At 54.9% G+C, this 15,770-nt stretch carries 13 protein-coding genes; 6 read left to right on the top strand and 7 right to left on the bottom strand.

The genetic code is table 11. The features are described from left to right. Nucleotide 1: 1 nt before the first annotated feature. The gene (gene psb27 / locus RHH81_RS10390) at nucleotides 2-406 is read right to left on the bottom strand and encodes a photosystem II protein Psb27 (RefSeq protein WP_206200110.1); all 405 of its coding nucleotides are present in this window, start codon (nucleotides 404-406) and stop codon (nucleotides 2-4) included. A gap of 239 nt (nucleotides 407-645) precedes the next feature. On the opposite strand from psb27, the gene RHH81_RS10385 reads away from it, so the two are divergent. After that, nucleotides 646-1,137 (top strand): NADAR family protein, encoded by a 492-nt coding sequence (locus tag RHH81_RS10385; protein ID WP_310453466.1) that lies wholly within the window; start codon nucleotides 646-648, stop codon nucleotides 1,135-1,137. On the opposite strand, the gene mutL is transcribed toward RHH81_RS10385, so the two are convergent. The 3 genes from mutL to RHH81_RS10370 are packed head-to-tail and all read right to left on the bottom strand — an operon-like array spanning nucleotide 1,134 to nucleotide 4,175. Then, nucleotides 1,134-2,768, bottom strand: coding sequence for a DNA mismatch repair endonuclease MutL (mutL, locus tag RHH81_RS10380; RefSeq protein WP_310744292.1), 1,635 nt, complete (start codon nucleotides 2,766-2,768; stop codon nucleotides 1,134-1,136). The two genes, RHH81_RS10385 and mutL, sit on opposite strands and share 4 nt — an antisense overlap. Beyond that, nucleotides 2,756-3,973 (bottom strand): bifunctional phosphopantothenoylcysteine decarboxylase/phosphopantothenate--cysteine ligase CoaBC, encoded by a 1,218-nt coding sequence (gene coaBC, locus RHH81_RS10375; RefSeq protein ID WP_310743014.1) that lies wholly within the window; start codon nucleotides 3,971-3,973, stop codon nucleotides 2,756-2,758. The genes mutL and coaBC overlap by 13 nt, the downstream gene beginning before the upstream one ends. Beyond that, nucleotides 3,960-4,175, bottom strand: coding sequence for a DUF2555 domain-containing protein (locus RHH81_RS10370; protein WP_206200107.1), 216 nt, complete (start codon nucleotides 4,173-4,175; stop codon nucleotides 3,960-3,962). Before RHH81_RS10370 ends, coaBC begins: the two co-directional genes overlap by 14 nt. Before the next feature lie 144 nt (nucleotides 4,176-4,319). Between RHH81_RS10370 and RHH81_RS10365 the strand changes: the two genes are divergently transcribed. Both RHH81_RS10365 and RHH81_RS10360 read left to right on the top strand, forming a co-directional pair. Then, nucleotides 4,320-7,715: an EAL domain-containing protein gene (locus RHH81_RS10365; protein WP_310743013.1), complete on the top strand. Its 3,396-nt coding sequence runs from the start codon at nucleotides 4,320-4,322 to the stop codon at nucleotides 7,713-7,715. An 81-nt stretch (nucleotides 7,716-7,796) separates the two neighbouring features. After that, nucleotides 7,797-8,171, top strand: a complete 375-nt coding sequence (locus tag RHH81_RS10360; protein ID WP_206200105.1) for a hypothetical protein — start codon at nucleotides 7,797-7,799, stop codon at nucleotides 8,169-8,171. On the opposite strand, the gene RHH81_RS10355 is transcribed toward RHH81_RS10360, so the two are convergent. Next, the gene (locus RHH81_RS10355) at nucleotides 8,168-8,644 is read right to left on the bottom strand and encodes a Dps family protein (protein WP_206200104.1); all 477 of its coding nucleotides are present in this window, start codon (nucleotides 8,642-8,644) and stop codon (nucleotides 8,168-8,170) included. The two genes, RHH81_RS10360 and RHH81_RS10355, sit on opposite strands and share 4 nt — an antisense overlap. Before the next feature lie 195 nt (nucleotides 8,645-8,839). On the opposite strand from RHH81_RS10355, the gene RHH81_RS10350 reads away from it, so the two are divergent. From RHH81_RS10350 to asnS, 3 genes are all read left to right on the top strand, one after another. Further along, a complete protein-coding gene (locus RHH81_RS10350) occupies nucleotides 8,840-9,799 on the top strand; it encodes an FHA domain-containing protein (protein ID WP_206200103.1) in 960 nt (319 codons plus the stop codon). Between the two features lie 119 nt (nucleotides 9,800-9,918). Further along, entirely contained in the window at nucleotides 9,919-12,258 is a 2,340-nt protein-coding gene (locus tag RHH81_RS10345) for an endonuclease MutS2 (RefSeq protein WP_310743012.1), read from the top strand. An 11-nt stretch (nucleotides 12,259-12,269) separates the two neighbouring features. Next, nucleotides 12,270-13,658, top strand: coding sequence for an asparagine--tRNA ligase (asnS, locus tag RHH81_RS10340; RefSeq protein WP_206200101.1), 1,389 nt, complete (start codon nucleotides 12,270-12,272; stop codon nucleotides 13,656-13,658). 1 nt (nucleotide 13,659) lies between these two features. Here the strand turns inward: asnS and trpB are convergent, their stop codons facing one another. After that, entirely contained in the window at nucleotides 13,660-14,901 is a 1,242-nt protein-coding gene (gene trpB / locus RHH81_RS10335; protein WP_206200100.1) for a tryptophan synthase subunit beta, read from the bottom strand. A 48-nt stretch (nucleotides 14,902-14,949) separates the two neighbouring features. Then, complete coding sequence (locus tag RHH81_RS10330) at nucleotides 14,950-15,726, bottom strand: DUF1350 family protein (protein WP_302679163.1); 777 nt, start codon at nucleotides 15,724-15,726, stop codon at nucleotides 14,950-14,952. Nucleotides 15,727-15,770 lie beyond the last annotated feature (44 nt).

Raw genomic sequence — 15,770 nt, 5'->3', positions numbered from 1 at the left:
ACTAGGACTTGGCTTCGCGATCAAGGGCGAGTTCAACTTGCTTAAACTCTTGTTCGAGGCGGGCTTTCAGCTTCTCCGGGAGGGGACGATTGGGATAGGAACTGTAGTGACCCGCGAGGGAGTTAAGGGCAGTTTGCATCGTCATAAAGGAAGAGAGCGATCGCAGGGAGTCATCGCGACGATAGAGGGCAAAGAAGTCATTGAGTTTTTTGCGAGCCTCTGCTTGGGCGGCCTTTTTGTTGGGGTCATTATCTGGTAGGGCGATCGCTTCGCGCAGGCTACTGATCAGCGCAAGGGTATCTTCACGGAAATTTCCCGTTAGCCCCGTGGGCACATTAGCACAACTGGTCAGGAGCAGTGACACACTCAGGAAAAGTGCGCAAACCATCGCCCAAAAACGTTTCATAGCAAACCCCAAAACAAAATCGGTCTCAACGTACCCATGAGGCTCATCTTAGCAAGGATCTGCCCCTAGAGTCTCAAGTTTGGCGATCGCCCTTTTCGAAGATAGGGGGTTCGTCATCTTTCAGATTGAACTGTTTTGAACAGGTTGTATCCCTAGTGAAAAGAGTTGCATTTGGGGGATGATGATCTCAGCCATGATGAATGCTAGCTGATCACAGGGGTGTAGGAACGCGGTTGGCAATGACCATCTACTTTTATCGCGTCAAGGATGCCTACGGCAGTTTTTCCAATTTCTCTCCCCACGGGTTTACCCTCGAGGGCTATTACTGGCCAACAGCGGAGCACTACTACCAAGCCCATAAATTCTTTGGCACTGCCCATGAAGCCTTTGGTCATACTATTCGCACTGCCCCAACTCCTGAAGCCGCTGCCCAACTCGGTCGCAGTGGTCGTTACCCCGTTCATCCTCAGTGGGATCAACTGAAACAGGCAGTGATGTGGCGTGCCCTTGTTGCCAAATTTACCACCCATCCCGACCTACAGGAACTGCTCTTAGCAACTGGGGATGAAGAATTGGTCGAAGATTCCCCCGTAGATCGCTATTGGGGCTGTGGTAGCGATCGCCAAGGCTGTAACTATTTGGGACGGCTGCTGATGCACCTGCGGCAGTGTCTGCGCCAAGGGGCAGATCTTCACACCTTCACTCCTCTGCAGGATTGCTCATTTGGCTAGATGCCATGACTTTTGCCCACCACCCAATGGCGACGGAAAAAACGGGCAAGGCTAGATTCTTGCAGTTGCAGACAGATGGGGCGACCATGGGGGCAGGTGTGGGGTTGACGGCAGCGGTACCACTGATCCACAAGGGTTTGCATTTCCGCAAGGGTGAGGGGCGTGCCGTTACGAATGGCACTGCGACAGGCAACGGCCACCTTAGCAGCGGTCAGATCCGCCACTTGGCTAAGTTCAATAAGAGCCGCCACGACATCTGGGCGATCGCGCAAGAGAGCAGGCACACGGCGCACTGCCCAAACCTGTACCCCAAAGGGGGCGATCGCTAACCCCCAGTCTTGAAGGCGTTGCACTTGCGTTTCCGTGAGGGAGTCCACCAACACCGGCTGCTCTAGCTCCACCACCTGCCAATCTGTTTCAATTTGCTCGTACAGCACGCGTTCATGGGCAATGTGCTGCTCAATCAACCAGATGCCTTCGGCGTGCTCAACAATAATGTACATGTTGTGCAATTGGCCAACCACTTTCAGGCTTGGCAAGGAAACTTGAGCTGAATTGGGCGATAACAGCGTCCGATAGCGGTTTGGTGGTTCAGCCGCCTTGAGCACCTGATAGCTGCTGGCATCACTCAGGGGGATTGAGGGGCAGGCAAGGAGTTGGCCAATGCGTTCTACCAAGAGGGCTTGCCATTGCTCTGGTTCCCGTAGATAGATCGTGCGCTTTTGGGGTTCTGCTGACCAATCAATCGCCGCTGGGGGTAAATGGAGATGGGCAATACACAGGGGAAAGCGCTGCCGAGGTAGGCCGCAACCAAAGGCCTCAAGAATCACCTGCTGCCACGAGGGATCACTGTGCAGTTCCACCCAACGGCCATTGACAGCCACCCCTAAGCCATCAGGGCGGGGACGATGGTGGCGATCCGGCGGCGCCAAGACCAGTTCAATTTGGGCATCGCTCATTTGGCGCAGATCTTGGGGATGGAGTTGTGGGATGAGTTGCAGCAGGCGATCGCCCAAAGACGTCACTGCCGGCCAGTGGTGCCAGCGCTTGCTATCCTTAAGGAGATGCCAAGCCACTTGGGGAAAACACAGGGCGATTTCCTGAAGCCGCCGCTGTACCTGTTTCGGATTTGCTCCCTGCTGACGTTGCGGCCAGTCCTGAAAAATTTGCTCAGCAATCACGCGAGTCCCCACGGCCATTCCCAGAGGACGCTGGCTGCGCACTTGACCCTGGGCATCATAACTCACTTGCCAACCGGTCTCCGCCTCACGGTGGCGACTGCAAATCGTTAACTGTGCCATTTGCGCCAAACTGTGGAGGGCTTGACCGCGAAATCCCAAGGTTGTGATGTCCGCCAATTCCCCGCTGGGGGGCAACTTGCTGCTGGTGTAGGGGAGAGCCACTTGGGTGAGATCTGCCCAGCGAATCCCTTCGCCATTGTCTGTGACCTCAAGATGCCATGCTGAAGGGCGCCAGTGGAGGTGAATGCGACTCGCCCCGGCATCAAGCGCATTTTCCACAAGCTCCTGTACCACTGTGGCGAGGGAGTCCAGGGTTTCAGCGGCAGCGATCGCCCGCTGCATTTGGAGCGGCAAGGGGACAACCGTGAGGCCATCACTCATGGCAGCCATTCTTGGGCAACGTCAAAAATTTGGTGGGCCAGAATTAACTTGGGTACCTTGGCAAGATCGCGCGATCGCCCCTGCCGATCCAGAACCACCGCTGCGTTTTCGCTACTGCCAAAGCCACCATCGGCTTGATCCACCGCATTGGCAACTATCAAATCCAAGCCCTTGCGTTCTAGCTTTTCGCGGGCGGGCGTTACAATATCCCCCGTTTGGGCAGCAAAACCAATCAGACGTTGGTGGGGTTGGCGCATCTGAGCCACCGCTTGCAAAATATCGGGCACCGGACTCAGGGGTAAGGCGGTAGGCAACTCCGATTTCGGGAGCTTTCCCGACCACTGTTGGGCCGGGCGGACATCGCCAACGGCGGCAGCCATCACCAGCCAATCGGCCTCTGGCCACACCTCAAGGACAGCTTTGCACATTGCTTCGCTACTGATTGCTTCAATAGCGCGTACCTGGGCTGGGATCGGCTCGGCGATCGCCCCATGAATCAACGTCACCTTGGCGCCGCGATGCAGGGCTGCCCTTGCCAGAGCGATCCCCATTTTCCCCGTTGCCGGATTACCAATGAAGCGCACTGTATCCCAATACTCGCGGGTGCCACCGGCAGTAATCAGCAGATGTTTCCCCGCCAAGTCTCGTTTGCCGTGGGTATAGGCCAAGGAGTCCAAATAGGCAATGATTTCCTGCGTCTCCGCCATCCGCCCCACACCGACGCTGTCACAGGCCAAGCGGCCATAGGCCGGGGGTAAGCAATGATAACGGGGCTGTTGTTGCAGTTGTTGCCAATGGCTCTGTACCGTCGGTTGCTCCCACATGGTCGTGTTCATGGCCGGTGCCACCAAGATGGGTATTTGGGAGGCCAGCACCGTACTGGTCAGTAGGTTATCCGCCAAACCCAGCACCAGCTTTGCCAACGTATTGGCCGTGAGGGGAGCAATCAACATCAGCGTTGCCTTTTCTGCCAGTTCAATGTGTAGCGGTCGCGGCGCTTGGGGATGCCAAAAATCCGCATCTGTGAGTACCGATCGCCGGCACAGGGTCGAAAGGGTCAACGGCGTAATGAACTGCGAGGCGGTCTCTGAAAGGATGGCAGACACTTGCCACCCCGCCTTTACTTGCGTGGAGATCACATCACAGATTTTATAGGCAGCAATGCCACCCCCCACCCCCACTAATAGATGGGGAACTGCCCTAGGACTCGTCAAAGGCTTCTAAATCCAGAAGATACAAATAAGGCTCTACCAGCTCTGGCCGCTGAAAGGCAATGGAGCGCAGCAGATGCCAGTCTTCAAGGGCGGCAAAGGGTGTATCGTAATCATCCTCCTCAAGCCGTCGTGCCAAGGCAGCCACCTCCTGGGGGGTGAGGTGATTGATATACTCCTGAGTGTAGTGGTGAGTTGTTTGCATACCCCCTCCTGCAGGACGCCTAAAGAGTAGTCCTACAACACTAGTTTACATACCCCTTGGCCTCAACCCCAAGATTGAGGAGCTAGACTAAAAAAGCTACTGCCCTGCGGGGTACGATGTCCCTAGCCGGTTTTACCCCTGCCTATGACCAATCCCCAATTCTTACGAGTGGTTGCTCTGTTGAGTCTAGGGGTAGCAACAGCTGTTTTTATAGAGTGGGTTCTCGCTGCCATCACTTCCCACTCGCCTCTCTTGGTCGGTATTGATATTTTTGCTGCCATCGCCCTTGGGTTAACCGCATTGGCCATCACCCTCATGGGATCTAGGGGCAGAGATCGAGAATTAGCATGCCTCCCCCAGCTCTGTGGCCTAGTGCTTGTTCTCATGGGGATGGCAATTGCCGTAGCAGTTTTCAATGCTCAGGAAATCACTGCTCCGTGGCAAGCTCTATCTTTGCCGGCCTACACCAGTTTGCTACGGCCTGTGGCCTTTATAGGGCTAGGGGTGGCCCTGTGGGGGGTCATGGGGGAGTCAAGTTGGCAAGTGATTTTCGGCCAAGGTGGGGCAATCACAAGTGCCTGTCTGCTGTTCCTTGAGGTATTGGCCGGTCTGTACCAATTGCCGCTGTCTCTTAGTACCTCTGCCCTTGGCCAAATCCTCGCCTGCGTTCTTCTTGGGCTGCTGAACCTCTGCCTTATCGAATGGCATCCCTCCCAAGGGGTGATGCGTTACTTCAGTTCACAAAAGATAGGTGGCCTACTTTTGCGGCGATTGTTGCCTTGGATCATCCTTGGTCCCCTCCTCATTGGTTGGGTAATTCAATGGGTGCACCACGATCGCCTATGGCTTTCGGAGCGCTTAGCCCAAGAGGTGCAGATCATCAGTATCATCGCTTTTTTGGTCACTCTTTTAGTTATTGAGGCTCAGCATCTGAACCAAGTAGAGCAGGAGCGGCAGTCATTTTGGCGCGCCTACACTGAAATGGACGAGGTGTTCCGCAACAGCCTGCTTTTATCACCGCTGCCGATGGCGTTGGTGGCGGCGGATGGTCAACTGTGGTTGATGAATCGGGCATGGCAAGAGCAAACCGGCAGCAGCCCAGAGGAAACCCTCACATGGGAGGGGTGGTTGGCAATTGCCTTTCCTGAAGCAGCGCAACGCCAGTGGGCGGCCACAGAATTCCAACGCTGCCTTATAACGCAGGCACGGGTTGAGCATGGGGATGTGTGCATCCGCACTCGCGCCAAACAAGAGCGTATTTGGCAGATGGTTTCCCTGCCGCTGCAACTGCCCAACAGCAACCAACAGTTCATTTTACTGACGGCAGTGGATGTCACGCGACAACGGCAGCTGACCCAGCAACTTGCAGCCCAGCGAACGGACCTTGAGGCGCAGGTGATTGCCCGCACCCTCGATTTGCACAAAGTCAATGGGGAACTCCACGCCGCCCAAGAAAAGCTCAATCAACTGTTGGATCGCGCTGATGCCTTTGTCAGTGAAATACGGCTCTTTCCTGATGGCTCTTGGCGCTATGAGTATCTCTCCCAAGGGCACCTGCGCATTCTCGGCTACAGCCCCTTTGACTTTCAAGAAGACCCGAATCTTTGGCGATCGCGGGTTCCCTCCGAGGACTGGGAAGCCTATCATCGTCCGTTTCGCGAGAAATTACTCCAAGAAGGCTGTGCCCACACCGAATATCGCTTTCAACATCGCGACGGCCATGAGGTGTGGATTTCCCTCAATGCCACCGCTGAACCTCAAGGGGATGGCAGTTACCTGATCACCACGGTGGGGGTGGATGTCACCCAACGCAAAAAAGCCATGCTAGCCCTAGTGGAAAGTGAAACCCGTTTTCGCCAGATGGCCGATGCCTCACCTTTGATGATCTGGCTGGCAGATAGCAAAGGCACCATTGAGTTTGCCAACCAAACCATTTGCCGCGTCTTGGGCGCCTCCTTAGACCAAATCCTTGGCTGGAACTGGTTAGACCTTGTCCATCCTGAGGATCGGGAGCGCACCGAGCAGGCCATCCGTCTTGCCGTTGAGCAGCAGCAAAGCTATGAAATTGAGCACCGCCTGCGCAATGGCCAAGGTGTCTATCGCTGGGTACTCAAGCAAGCGGCACCCCGCTATGCCGAAGACGGCACTTGCATTGGCTACCTTGGTTCCTGCTTGGACATCACCAACATCAAGCTAGCGGAGGAGAAATTGCGGCAACTGGCTTGCCAGGATAGTTTAACGAATCTCCCCAATCGCACCTTCCTCACAGAAAAAATTGATCAACTGCTGGCTGCCTACCACCGCGGTGACATTCCGCCCTTTGCCGTTTTGTTTTTGGATTTGGATCGGTTTAAGGTCATCAATGATAGCTTGGGTCATGATGCCGGCGACGAGTTACTTCTAGAAATTGCCCATCGCCTTCGGTCGAGTATGCGCCAGCAGGACACCGTTGGCCGATTGGGGGGAGACGAGTTTATTGCCATCCTCGAACACATTGAGGGTCTCCAGCAGATTTATGAGTATGGCGATCGCCTGCGCCATTGCATTAGTGAACCCTATGTGCTCAAGGGCACTGAAGTAAGTGTCAGCGTCAGCATTGGCATCGCCATTGTTAATTCTCGTTACCGCACTGCCGGTGAACTGCTGCGGGATGCTGATATTGCCATGTATGCTGCCAAGGGGCAAGGGTGCAACGGTATGCAACTCTTTGAATCGGAGCACCACCAAGCGGTTTACACCCGCTTACAACGGGAACAGGAATTTCGCCGTGCCCTAGAGCAGGAGCAACTAGCGCTCTTCTACCAGCCCATTGTCAGCCTCAGTCAGGACAGCCTTGTTGGTTTTGAAGTATTAGTTCGTTGGCAGCATCCCGAAAACGGTTGGATCAGTCCGGCAGAATTTTTGCCCTTGGCTCTGGGGTTGGGTCTAGCCACAAAACTGGATCAATGGGTTCTGCAAAAGGCAATTTTCAACCTCTACCAATGGCAACAGACACTGGGTTCTCGGGCTGCCGACTTCACCCTCAGTGTCAATATTTCCAGTGCTTTCTTTAATTCTGGCCAAATGGTTCCTTTGCTCAAGCATCTGTTGCCGCTCTATGGGATTCGCGGCCAGCAAGTGATTCTGGAGATTACCGAGGAAGTGATCATGCCCGATTCAAGGTTTGCCCAAGAGCAATTGGAGGCGCTCCAAGCCCTTGATATTCGTTGTGGCATTGATGACTTTGGCACTGGCTATTCCTCCCTCAGCCGCCTTAGCCAACTGCCGTTGTATACCCTAAAGATTGACCAGTCCTTTGTCCGGGACATCGAAACCAATTTCCAAAATTTAGAAATTGTTCGTGCCATTATTAGCCTCGCCCGAGCCCTGCAACTAGAAGTGGTTGCCGAAGGCATTGAACATCTCTCCCAAAAGCAGTGCTTGCAGGCGTTGGGCTGTCAGCGGGGCCAGGGGTTTCTCTTTGGTAAACCCCTCTCTGAGGAGCAAGCGCACCAGTTACTACAAGCGAGGATCACGCCTTGTCAAACGGAAAGCAAATAATTGTTGCATCAAGACCGCTATCTAGGGGTTAGCAAAGCCCTTTGGCTATCTTAGATAAAGACCGCTGAGTGGAGAAGCCTGATGACCCAGCCGCTGATTGCTAGCCTCATGCTGAGTCTTTCCCTTGGGGGAGCGATCGCTCCCTTTGCCGTTGCCCAAGCAACTAATCCTGAGCCTGTCAGCATTGTCGAGCTCGTTCGCGCCCGCAACTATGCCCGCCAAGCCGCAGAACGTATCAATGGCGGATTAAGTCGCTATCGAGCCGATCAGTCCCTGCATGGGCCTGTCCGTGAAGCCCCCTATGTGCGCAATGCCGACGGCTCCTACACGTTTCGGATTTTGGGCCATCGAGTCAGCAATGGCGTGCCCGCATCCCTGCCCAGTATCGAAACTGTCGTTACTGTGGCTGCCGATGGTCGCACCACCATTGACTACAACGGCCCAATTCGCAACTAACTGACCAAGCCATCGCCTTTGGCTAAAAACTCCTTAAGGAACCAGCGATGTTTTTGGTGGGTTTGCACCAAACGGGTGTAGAGGTCAGCCGTACCAATGTCGCCCGCCTCAGTGGCCACTTCTGCATCTTGGTGCATCTCGGTAATGATCAGCTCATGGTTAGCGATCGCCTCCTCAATCATTTGCTTGACCGTGAGTTGGCCGCTTGAGGGGGTTACCGTTGCCACTTTGAGATAGTCTGCGGGGTCTGCCACTGGCTGGCCATCAAGCATCAAGCTACGCTCAGCCAGTTCATCAATCATGGCAAAGACTTCTGTTCCCTGTTCTTCAAACAGCAGGTGCAACTCCCGAAACAAGGGGCCATAGGTTAGCCAGTGGTACTTTTTATAGTTCAGATACAGGACAACCGCATTGGCCTGTTCCCGTTTCAGGGTGGCTAGCACTTGCTCTTTTAGTGTGATTGTTGCAGTCATAGTGGTCTCCTTTGACAGTTATCGAACTGTCCTGTCTATTTATCATACTCATAACGAGTACGTTTTAGCAACCTAGAGGGTGCTACTGCCATTCTATTGACATCTAAGATGGAGGTAGTCCCTCGCTGCTCATCAACGCTAGGATAGGCAGCATAAAAATAAGTTTGATGATTTTAGTGTTTTTTAGCTGCTGCTATGGACGCCTCAGCCAATCGCCCCAATACCTACGTTCCACACCTACAAGCACCCAGCCGTTCTGGTGAACAGCAGTGGGGGTTCATGCGTCCCAGTGAGCTGATTCTAGCGGCACCAACACCCCGACTATTATTGCACTCCGTTTACATGCAACGTTCAATTGTGTTGGATCAGTTACCCGTTTGGCAAATTGGTCGAAGTAAAGATTGTGATATTGTCCTACCCGATCGCTGGTGTTCGCGGCATCACATTCGCATTGAGCGGCAGGCGGATCATCGCTATCGGCTGACCGACCTCAGAAGCATGAACGGGACATTTATCGGCAATAACCGTATCCACGCTCCCCATCTCCTCAGACACGGCGATCGCATTTCCATTGGTGAGTCAGAACTAGAGTACATTGACCTGCGGGATGCGCCGAGTCCCCACCCCTACACCAATCAGTCCCATGGGAGTAATGGCCAAGTCACGGTCTTGATGACCCACTCTTCGCGTACCCAAGGGGAAATGTGGCGGGAATTATTGAACTCCCAAGGGATTTCGACGATTTGGGCAACATCCCACTTTGAGTTAGAAAAAATTATTGCCCATGTGGAGTCCCTCAACTGCAAAGTCAGCCTCTTGCTCCTCGATTTGGGAATGCCAAAAACCAATCCCTACGATTTTTGTCGCCAGTATCGCCAGCGCTATCCAGAAATGAATGTCATTCTCCTCAGTGGCCTGCGCACCCGTGTCCATGAATCGGAGTGCAAGTGGGCGGTCAACCAAGGCGCGATGGCACTCTTTGCGGGCTTGCCGCGCGAAAATCTGTTTGGAGATCTCACGAGCATTACCGAGCGATTGCAAACGATCGCCCAAGCCATCGAATGGACCTACTTCAATCCTGAAGCCCTCACCAGTACCCTGCTGAAACTGCAGGATGCCGTGGATGCGGAGATGTCGTCGGGGATGGTCCTCTAGAACCGCTGCACGGATTGGTGAGCAGTGCTACAGTCAGTGAAAGTAGTGTTTTCAGCAGATAGCGAACATTGGTTGTTCTCACGTCACAAGTTAGTGCACTAGACAAATCCCTAGGGCGGTTGGGGTGGCCGCGTCTCTGTCAGCAGTTGGCAACGTTTGCTGCTACCAAACGGGGGATGCGCCAGCTGCAGGGGGGAGAGATTCTAGGGGGCACCCAAGCAGCCAGTCAAGTGCTGTTGGCTCAAACCACTGAGGTGATTACCCTTGAAACGGTGCACCAAGTGCACCTCGATTTTAGCCAAGTCACAGATATTGAACCGGCGCTGGCGCGGCTGGATCGCCAAGGCTGTTTGCAGGGAATGGAGCTACTGGCGATCGCCCACCTGTTGAGTGCGGCGCGGCAACAGCGGCGTCAAATTGAGGAACACGCGCAACTCAATGAACTCCAACAACTAGTGGCTGGTGTCCGTACCTATCCTGAGATGACTCAGGAGATTTACCGCTGTATTACCGATCAGGGGCAAGTGAGCGATCGCGCCAGTCCAGAATTGGCTGAGATTCGCCAGCAGCAACGGCAGTGCCGTGCCCAGATCCAGCAGCAACTGCAGCAGATTCTGCAGCAGCGAGCCAGTGCCATTCAAGAGGCGGTGGTCACCCAACGGCGCGATCGCTATGTGTTGGCAGTCAAAGCCACCCACAAAGACCAGATGCCGGGAATTGTCCACGATCTCTCCGCCAGTGGTGCCACGCTCTACATTGAGCCGCAAGAAACCATTGACCTGCAAAACCGCCTGCAACAACTTACCCATCAAGAGGCTGAGGCCGAACGCACCATTTGCCAAGCCCTCTCGGATCAGTTGGCCACGATTAGTGATGATTTGTGGTATCTGCTCGATGTGCTGACCACCCTCGATATGGCGGTCGCCCGTGCCCACTATAGTCTCTGGTTGCAGGGCAATCCCCCGCAGTTTGTCAGTGACACGCGGCTGCACCTGAAGGCGTTGCGGCATCCCCTCTTGGTGTGGCAAGAGCACCATGAGCAAGGACAGACCGTGGTGCCCATTGACATTGAATTGCCCCCCCCCACCAAGGTAGTGACAATCACTGGCCCCAACACCGGCGGCAAAACAGCAACCTTGAAGGCCTTGGGCTTGGCAGCACTGATGGCAAAAGCAGGGTTGTATGTGCCAGCGGCAGCGCCCATAGAGTTGCCTTGGTTTACAGGGATTTGGGCAGACATTGGGGATGAGCAGTCCCTGACCCAAAACCTGTCCACCTTTTCCAGTCATATCTGCAATATCCGCGATATTCTCACCGAGCTCGAGATGACAGGGGGCAATACGTTGGTGCTCCTCGATGAAGTGGGGGCCGGCACGGATCCCAGTGAGGGTACAGCCCTAGCGATCGCCCTGTTGCGCTATCTGGCAGACCACGCCAGTCTCACCTTTGCCACCACCCACTATGGCGAACTCAAAGCCCTCAAGTATCAGGACAGCCGCTTTGAAAATGCCGCCGTTGAGTTTGATGAGACCACCCTTGCCCCGACCTATCGGCTGCTGTGGGGCATTCCGGGACAGTCTAATGCCCTAGCGATCGCCCAGCGGTTGGGGCTACATCCCAGTATTGTTGAAGGTGCCAAGGCCTTTTTAAGCGGTGACAGCAACAGTGTCAACGAGATGATTAGCGGGCTAGTGGCACAACGCCAAGTGCAGGAGTCGAAAACCACCGCTGCGGCAACCCTGCTTCGCGATACTGAAGCCCTCTACCAAGAAATTGCCACCAAAGCGCAGGAACTGCGACAACGCCAGCAGCAACTTCGTCAACAATTGGAAGAAGAGGTACGCACAGCTCTTCGTAGAGCACAGCAGGAAATTGCCAAAGTCATTGCTCAACTGCAACGCGCCAACAGTCCCGAACAGGTACAAGCTGCCCAAACGGCGCTGCATCAGATTGAGAAAACTTACTTACCACCACCTCCGCCCGTTGGCTTTATTCCTCAACCGGGCGATCGCGTTCGCTTGCCCCAATGGCAACAGGTGGGCGAAGTCCTCAGTGTCAGCCAGCAGGGGGATATTGTCGTCCAAGTGGGTTCCGTGAAATTTACTGTGCCGCCCCACGCCGTAGAGTCCCTCAAGGGCGAACCGGTACGCACACCATCTAAACCCAAGTCCGACCCAGCTCAAGCTCCCCCCCCACCCCCTTCTCGCACCCCAGCACCCGCCATTCGCACAGAGAGCCGTACCCTCGATCTGCGGGGCAAGCGCACCCATGAGGCGGAACCTCTCCTAGAGGAATTTCTCAACCGCCAGCAGGGAACGGTTTGGATTATCCACGGCCACGGCAGTGGTGCCCTCCGCCAGTTTGTGCATCAATTTTTAGATCAGCACCCCAGCGTTCAAAGCTATCACCTTGCGCCTCCTGAAGAGGGTGGCCGGGGAGTAACCATTGTGCAGTTATAGGAACAAGACCCATGCAGCAGCGGATTAAGGACATTCTTCATCAAGGTCAAGTGGGCGATCGCGTCACCGTCAAGGGCTGGGTGCGCACCAAACGCGAACTCAAGGAATGTACGTTTGTCAACGTCAACGATGGCTCAACCCTAGCCGGATTGCAGGTGGTCATTCCCAACACCGTGGCAGCAGCAACGCCAGCCATTAAAGACCTGACCACAGGGGCTGCCGCAGAATTCAGTGGCGAACTGGTGCGTTCTCCCGGCAAAAACCAAGCCATTGAACTCCATGCCCAGCAGATTCACCTTTGGGGCGGTGCCGATCCAGAAACTTATCCCCTGCAAAAGAAACGCCACAGCTTTGAATTTCTACGCACCATTGGTCATCTCCGACCGCGAACCAATACCCTAGGCGCGGTGATGCGCGTGCGCAATGCCTGTGCCACTGCCATTCACCAGTTCTTTCAGGAGCGGGGATTCCTGTGGGTACACACCCCGATCATTACCGCCAGTGACTGCGAAGGGGCTGGGGAACTCTTTACCGTCACCACCCTGGATTTAGCGCAGCCACCCAAAACCCCAGAGGGGAATATTGACTTCAGTCAAGACTTTTTTGGTCGTCGTGCCTACCTCACCGTCAGTGGCCAACTGGAGGCAGAAATTATGGCCACAGCCTTTACCAATGTCTATACCTTTGGTCCCACCTTCCGCGCTGAAAACTCCAATACCTCGCGTCACCTTGCCGAGTTTTGGATGGTGGAGCCAGAGATGGCCTTCTGTGACCTGATGGGAGATATGGAACTGGCGGAGGCCTTTTTGCAGTTTGTCTTTCGCCATGTCCTTGACCACTGCAGTGAGGATATGGCCTTCTTTCAGGAGCGCATTGACAATAGCGTCATGGCCACCGCCGAACAGATGGCAACTCAACCCTTTGCCCGCCTTAGTTACACAGAAGCCATTCAAGTCCTAGAAAAAAGTGGCCGCGCCTTTGAATTTCCCGTGGCTTGGGGGCTAGACCTGCAATCGGAGCATGAGCGCTACCTTGCTGAGGAATACTGCCAGCGCCCCGTGATTGTTTATGATTATCCCGCTGCCATCAAAGCCTTCTATATGCGCCTCAATGACGATGGCAAAACTGTAGCAGCAATGGATGTCCTCGCCCCCAAAATTGGCGAGATCATTGGTGGCTCCCAGCGGGAAGAGCGCTTTGACGTGCTGCAGGAGCGAATTGTGAGCCAAGGCCTAGACCCTGCCCCCTACTGGTGGTACTTGGATTTACGCCGTTATGGCAGTGTCCCCCATGCCGGCTTTGGTTTAGGATTTGAACGGTTGGTGCAGTTTATGACGGGCATGGACAATATCCGTGATGTCATTCCCTTTCCGCGTACACCGGGGAATGCGGAGTTCTAGCTCAGGGGGCTTGCTGTGCCTCAAAATAGCGGCCAATCGTTTCCACGTCCTTGTCGCCGCGTCCTGAACAGTTAATGACAATGCGCGGCTGCCCTGTCAATTGCGGGCATAGCGTTTCCAGATAGGCCAAGGCATGGGCGGTTTCGAGGGCAGGGAGAATTCCCTCCAACTGAGCTAGGCGCACACAGGCAGCCACGGCCTCAGCATCAGTGACACTGTAGTATTCTGCCCGACCAATGTCCTTGAGGTAGCTATGCTCTGGCCCCACGCCCGGATAGTCTAAACCGGCACTGATGGAGTGGGCCTCAACCACCTGACCATCGGCATCCTGCAAGAGATAGCTCATGGCACCGTGGAGTACCCCCACTTCCCCTTTGGTGAGGGTGGCAGCATGGTGACCCGTGTCCACCCCTTGACCCGCAGCTTCAACACCAATTAAGCGCACCTGCGGTTCCTCAACAAACTCATGGAAGAGTCCCATGGCATTGGAGCCGCCGCCAACACAGGCGAGCAAAATATCGGGCAGCCCGCCCCATTTTTCAAGGCACTGCCGCCGCGTTTCTGCCCCAATGACGGCATGGAATTCCCGCACTAGCATCGGGTAGGGATGGGGCCCCGCCACTGAACCCAAGATGTAATGGGTGGTTTCAACATTCGTCACCCAATCGCGAATCGCTTCGGAGGTGGCATCTTTTAGGGTGCCTGTGCCTGCACTGACGGGGGTCACTTCTGCTCCCAATAGGCGCATGCGCAGCACATTTAACCGCTGCCGCTCCATGTCTTGAACGCCCATGTAGATGACGCACTGGAGGCCAAAGCGGGCACAGACGGTTGCCGTGGCTACCCCATGCTGACCAGCACCCGTTTCGGCAATAATGCGCTGTTTGCCCATGCGCTTGGCAAGGAGCACTTGACCGAGGGCATTGTTGATTTTGTGGGCACCCGTATGGTTGAGGTCTTCCCGTTTTAGATAGATCTGGGGTTGGGCTTGATCATGGGCATAGTGGGCACTGAGGCGTTCGGCAAAGTAGAGGGGACTAGGACGACCCACATAGTCTTGCAGAAGTTGCTGCAATTCGGCTTGAAAATCAGGGTCTTGGCGATAGTGGGCAAAGGCCGCCTCCAATTCACTGAGGGCGGGCATCAGCGTTTCGGGAACGTACTTGCCACCAAAGCGACCAAAGCGACCGCGGGAGTCGGGGCGTGCAGCAGCACTGAGGGCAGCAGAGGGGGCAACAGTCACGGGCAAAGTCCTTTTTTCATCAAGGGTTCCTTATGTGATTGTGCCACGCTACGGGCGGGAACGGCGGGCAGTGCCTAGGGGATTGAGCCACTCCAACAGACACTCCTCCAGAATCTGCATTTCGGGAAAGAGACTTTGCTTGATCCACTGGCCGACGGCATCTAGGGGAGAAAATTCTGCGCCGACTTGCCACTTGAGTCCTTGGCTGAGGGGGGTGAGGTGATTCCCCGGTAGCTTCAAGGCAGTGACCATATCGCCAAATTTGGCTCTGAGGAGACTGCGCAGGCGGGCTGTTTGGTCAATATCGTCCTCTTGGAAACGGATCAAGAGATTACGGCGCACAGGATAGCGCTCTTGAATCAGTTTTTCGGTTTCTGTCGGGCTGGGACTGAATTCGACACCCACGGGGGCAAGGTTTTCTATCCAAGGAATGGATTGACTGGCGGGGTAGTTGTTGAAGGCCATGAAGAGATTGCCGGCGCGATCGCCATCGTAGAGGCTATTGATCAGCAGGTGGAGCTTGCAGCCCATACTGTGTCCCAAACCATAGATGGGCAATGCCGCTGGGTAGCCTCGGCGATAGATCAACCAATCAAGGGCATAGTCGAGTTTATTCAGCACATCGAGGGCGATCGCCCCATGGTCAAAGGTGTTCACAAAGGGCGTGGCAATAATGCCATAGCCGGCTTCGGCAAGATGCTCCAACAGACGGCGGTAGGTTACTTGGGGTGCGGTGGCCACAAAGGCGCCGCCGAGAAAGTGAATCCACCCCAAGGGGCGCGGGGGAATATACAACCAATTGCCGCGAACTTCTTGCCACTGCAAAATCAATGACTCCAAAAGATACCTCACTGCTAGTAATCTAGCGA

It is taken from the genome of Thermosynechococcus sp. PKX95 (assembly GCF_031583295.1).
In the GTDB taxonomy this organism is placed as follows: domain Bacteria; phylum Cyanobacteriota; class Cyanobacteriia; order Thermosynechococcales; family Thermosynechococcaceae; genus Thermosynechococcus.
This window is presented reverse-complemented; position numbering and strand designations above follow the sequence as displayed.

Coding starts and splice junctions, on each gene's coding strand:
- psb27 (WP_206200110.1), bottom strand. CDS start 406: ATGAAACGTTTTTGGGCGATGGTTTGCGCACTTTTCCTGAGTGTGTCA.
- RHH81_RS10385 (WP_310453466.1), top strand. CDS start 646: ATGACCATCTACTTTTATCGCGTCAAGGATGCCTACGGCAGTTTTTCC.
- mutL (WP_310744292.1), bottom strand. CDS start 2,768: ATGGCTGCCATGAGTGATGGCCTCACGGTTGTCCCCTTGCCGCTCCAA.
- RHH81_RS10370 (WP_206200107.1), bottom strand. CDS start 4,175: ATGCAAACAACTCACCACTACACTCAGGAGTATATCAATCACCTCACC.
- RHH81_RS10365 (WP_310743013.1), top strand. CDS start 4,320: ATGACCAATCCCCAATTCTTACGAGTGGTTGCTCTGTTGAGTCTAGGG.
- RHH81_RS10360 (WP_206200105.1), top strand. CDS start 7,797: ATGACCCAGCCGCTGATTGCTAGCCTCATGCTGAGTCTTTCCCTTGGG.
- RHH81_RS10355 (WP_206200104.1), bottom strand. CDS start 8,644: ATGACTGCAACAATCACACTAAAAGAGCAAGTGCTAGCCACCCTGAAA.
- RHH81_RS10350 (WP_206200103.1), top strand. CDS start 8,840: ATGGACGCCTCAGCCAATCGCCCCAATACCTACGTTCCACACCTACAA.
- asnS (WP_206200101.1), top strand. CDS start 12,270: ATGCAGCAGCGGATTAAGGACATTCTTCATCAAGGTCAAGTGGGCGAT.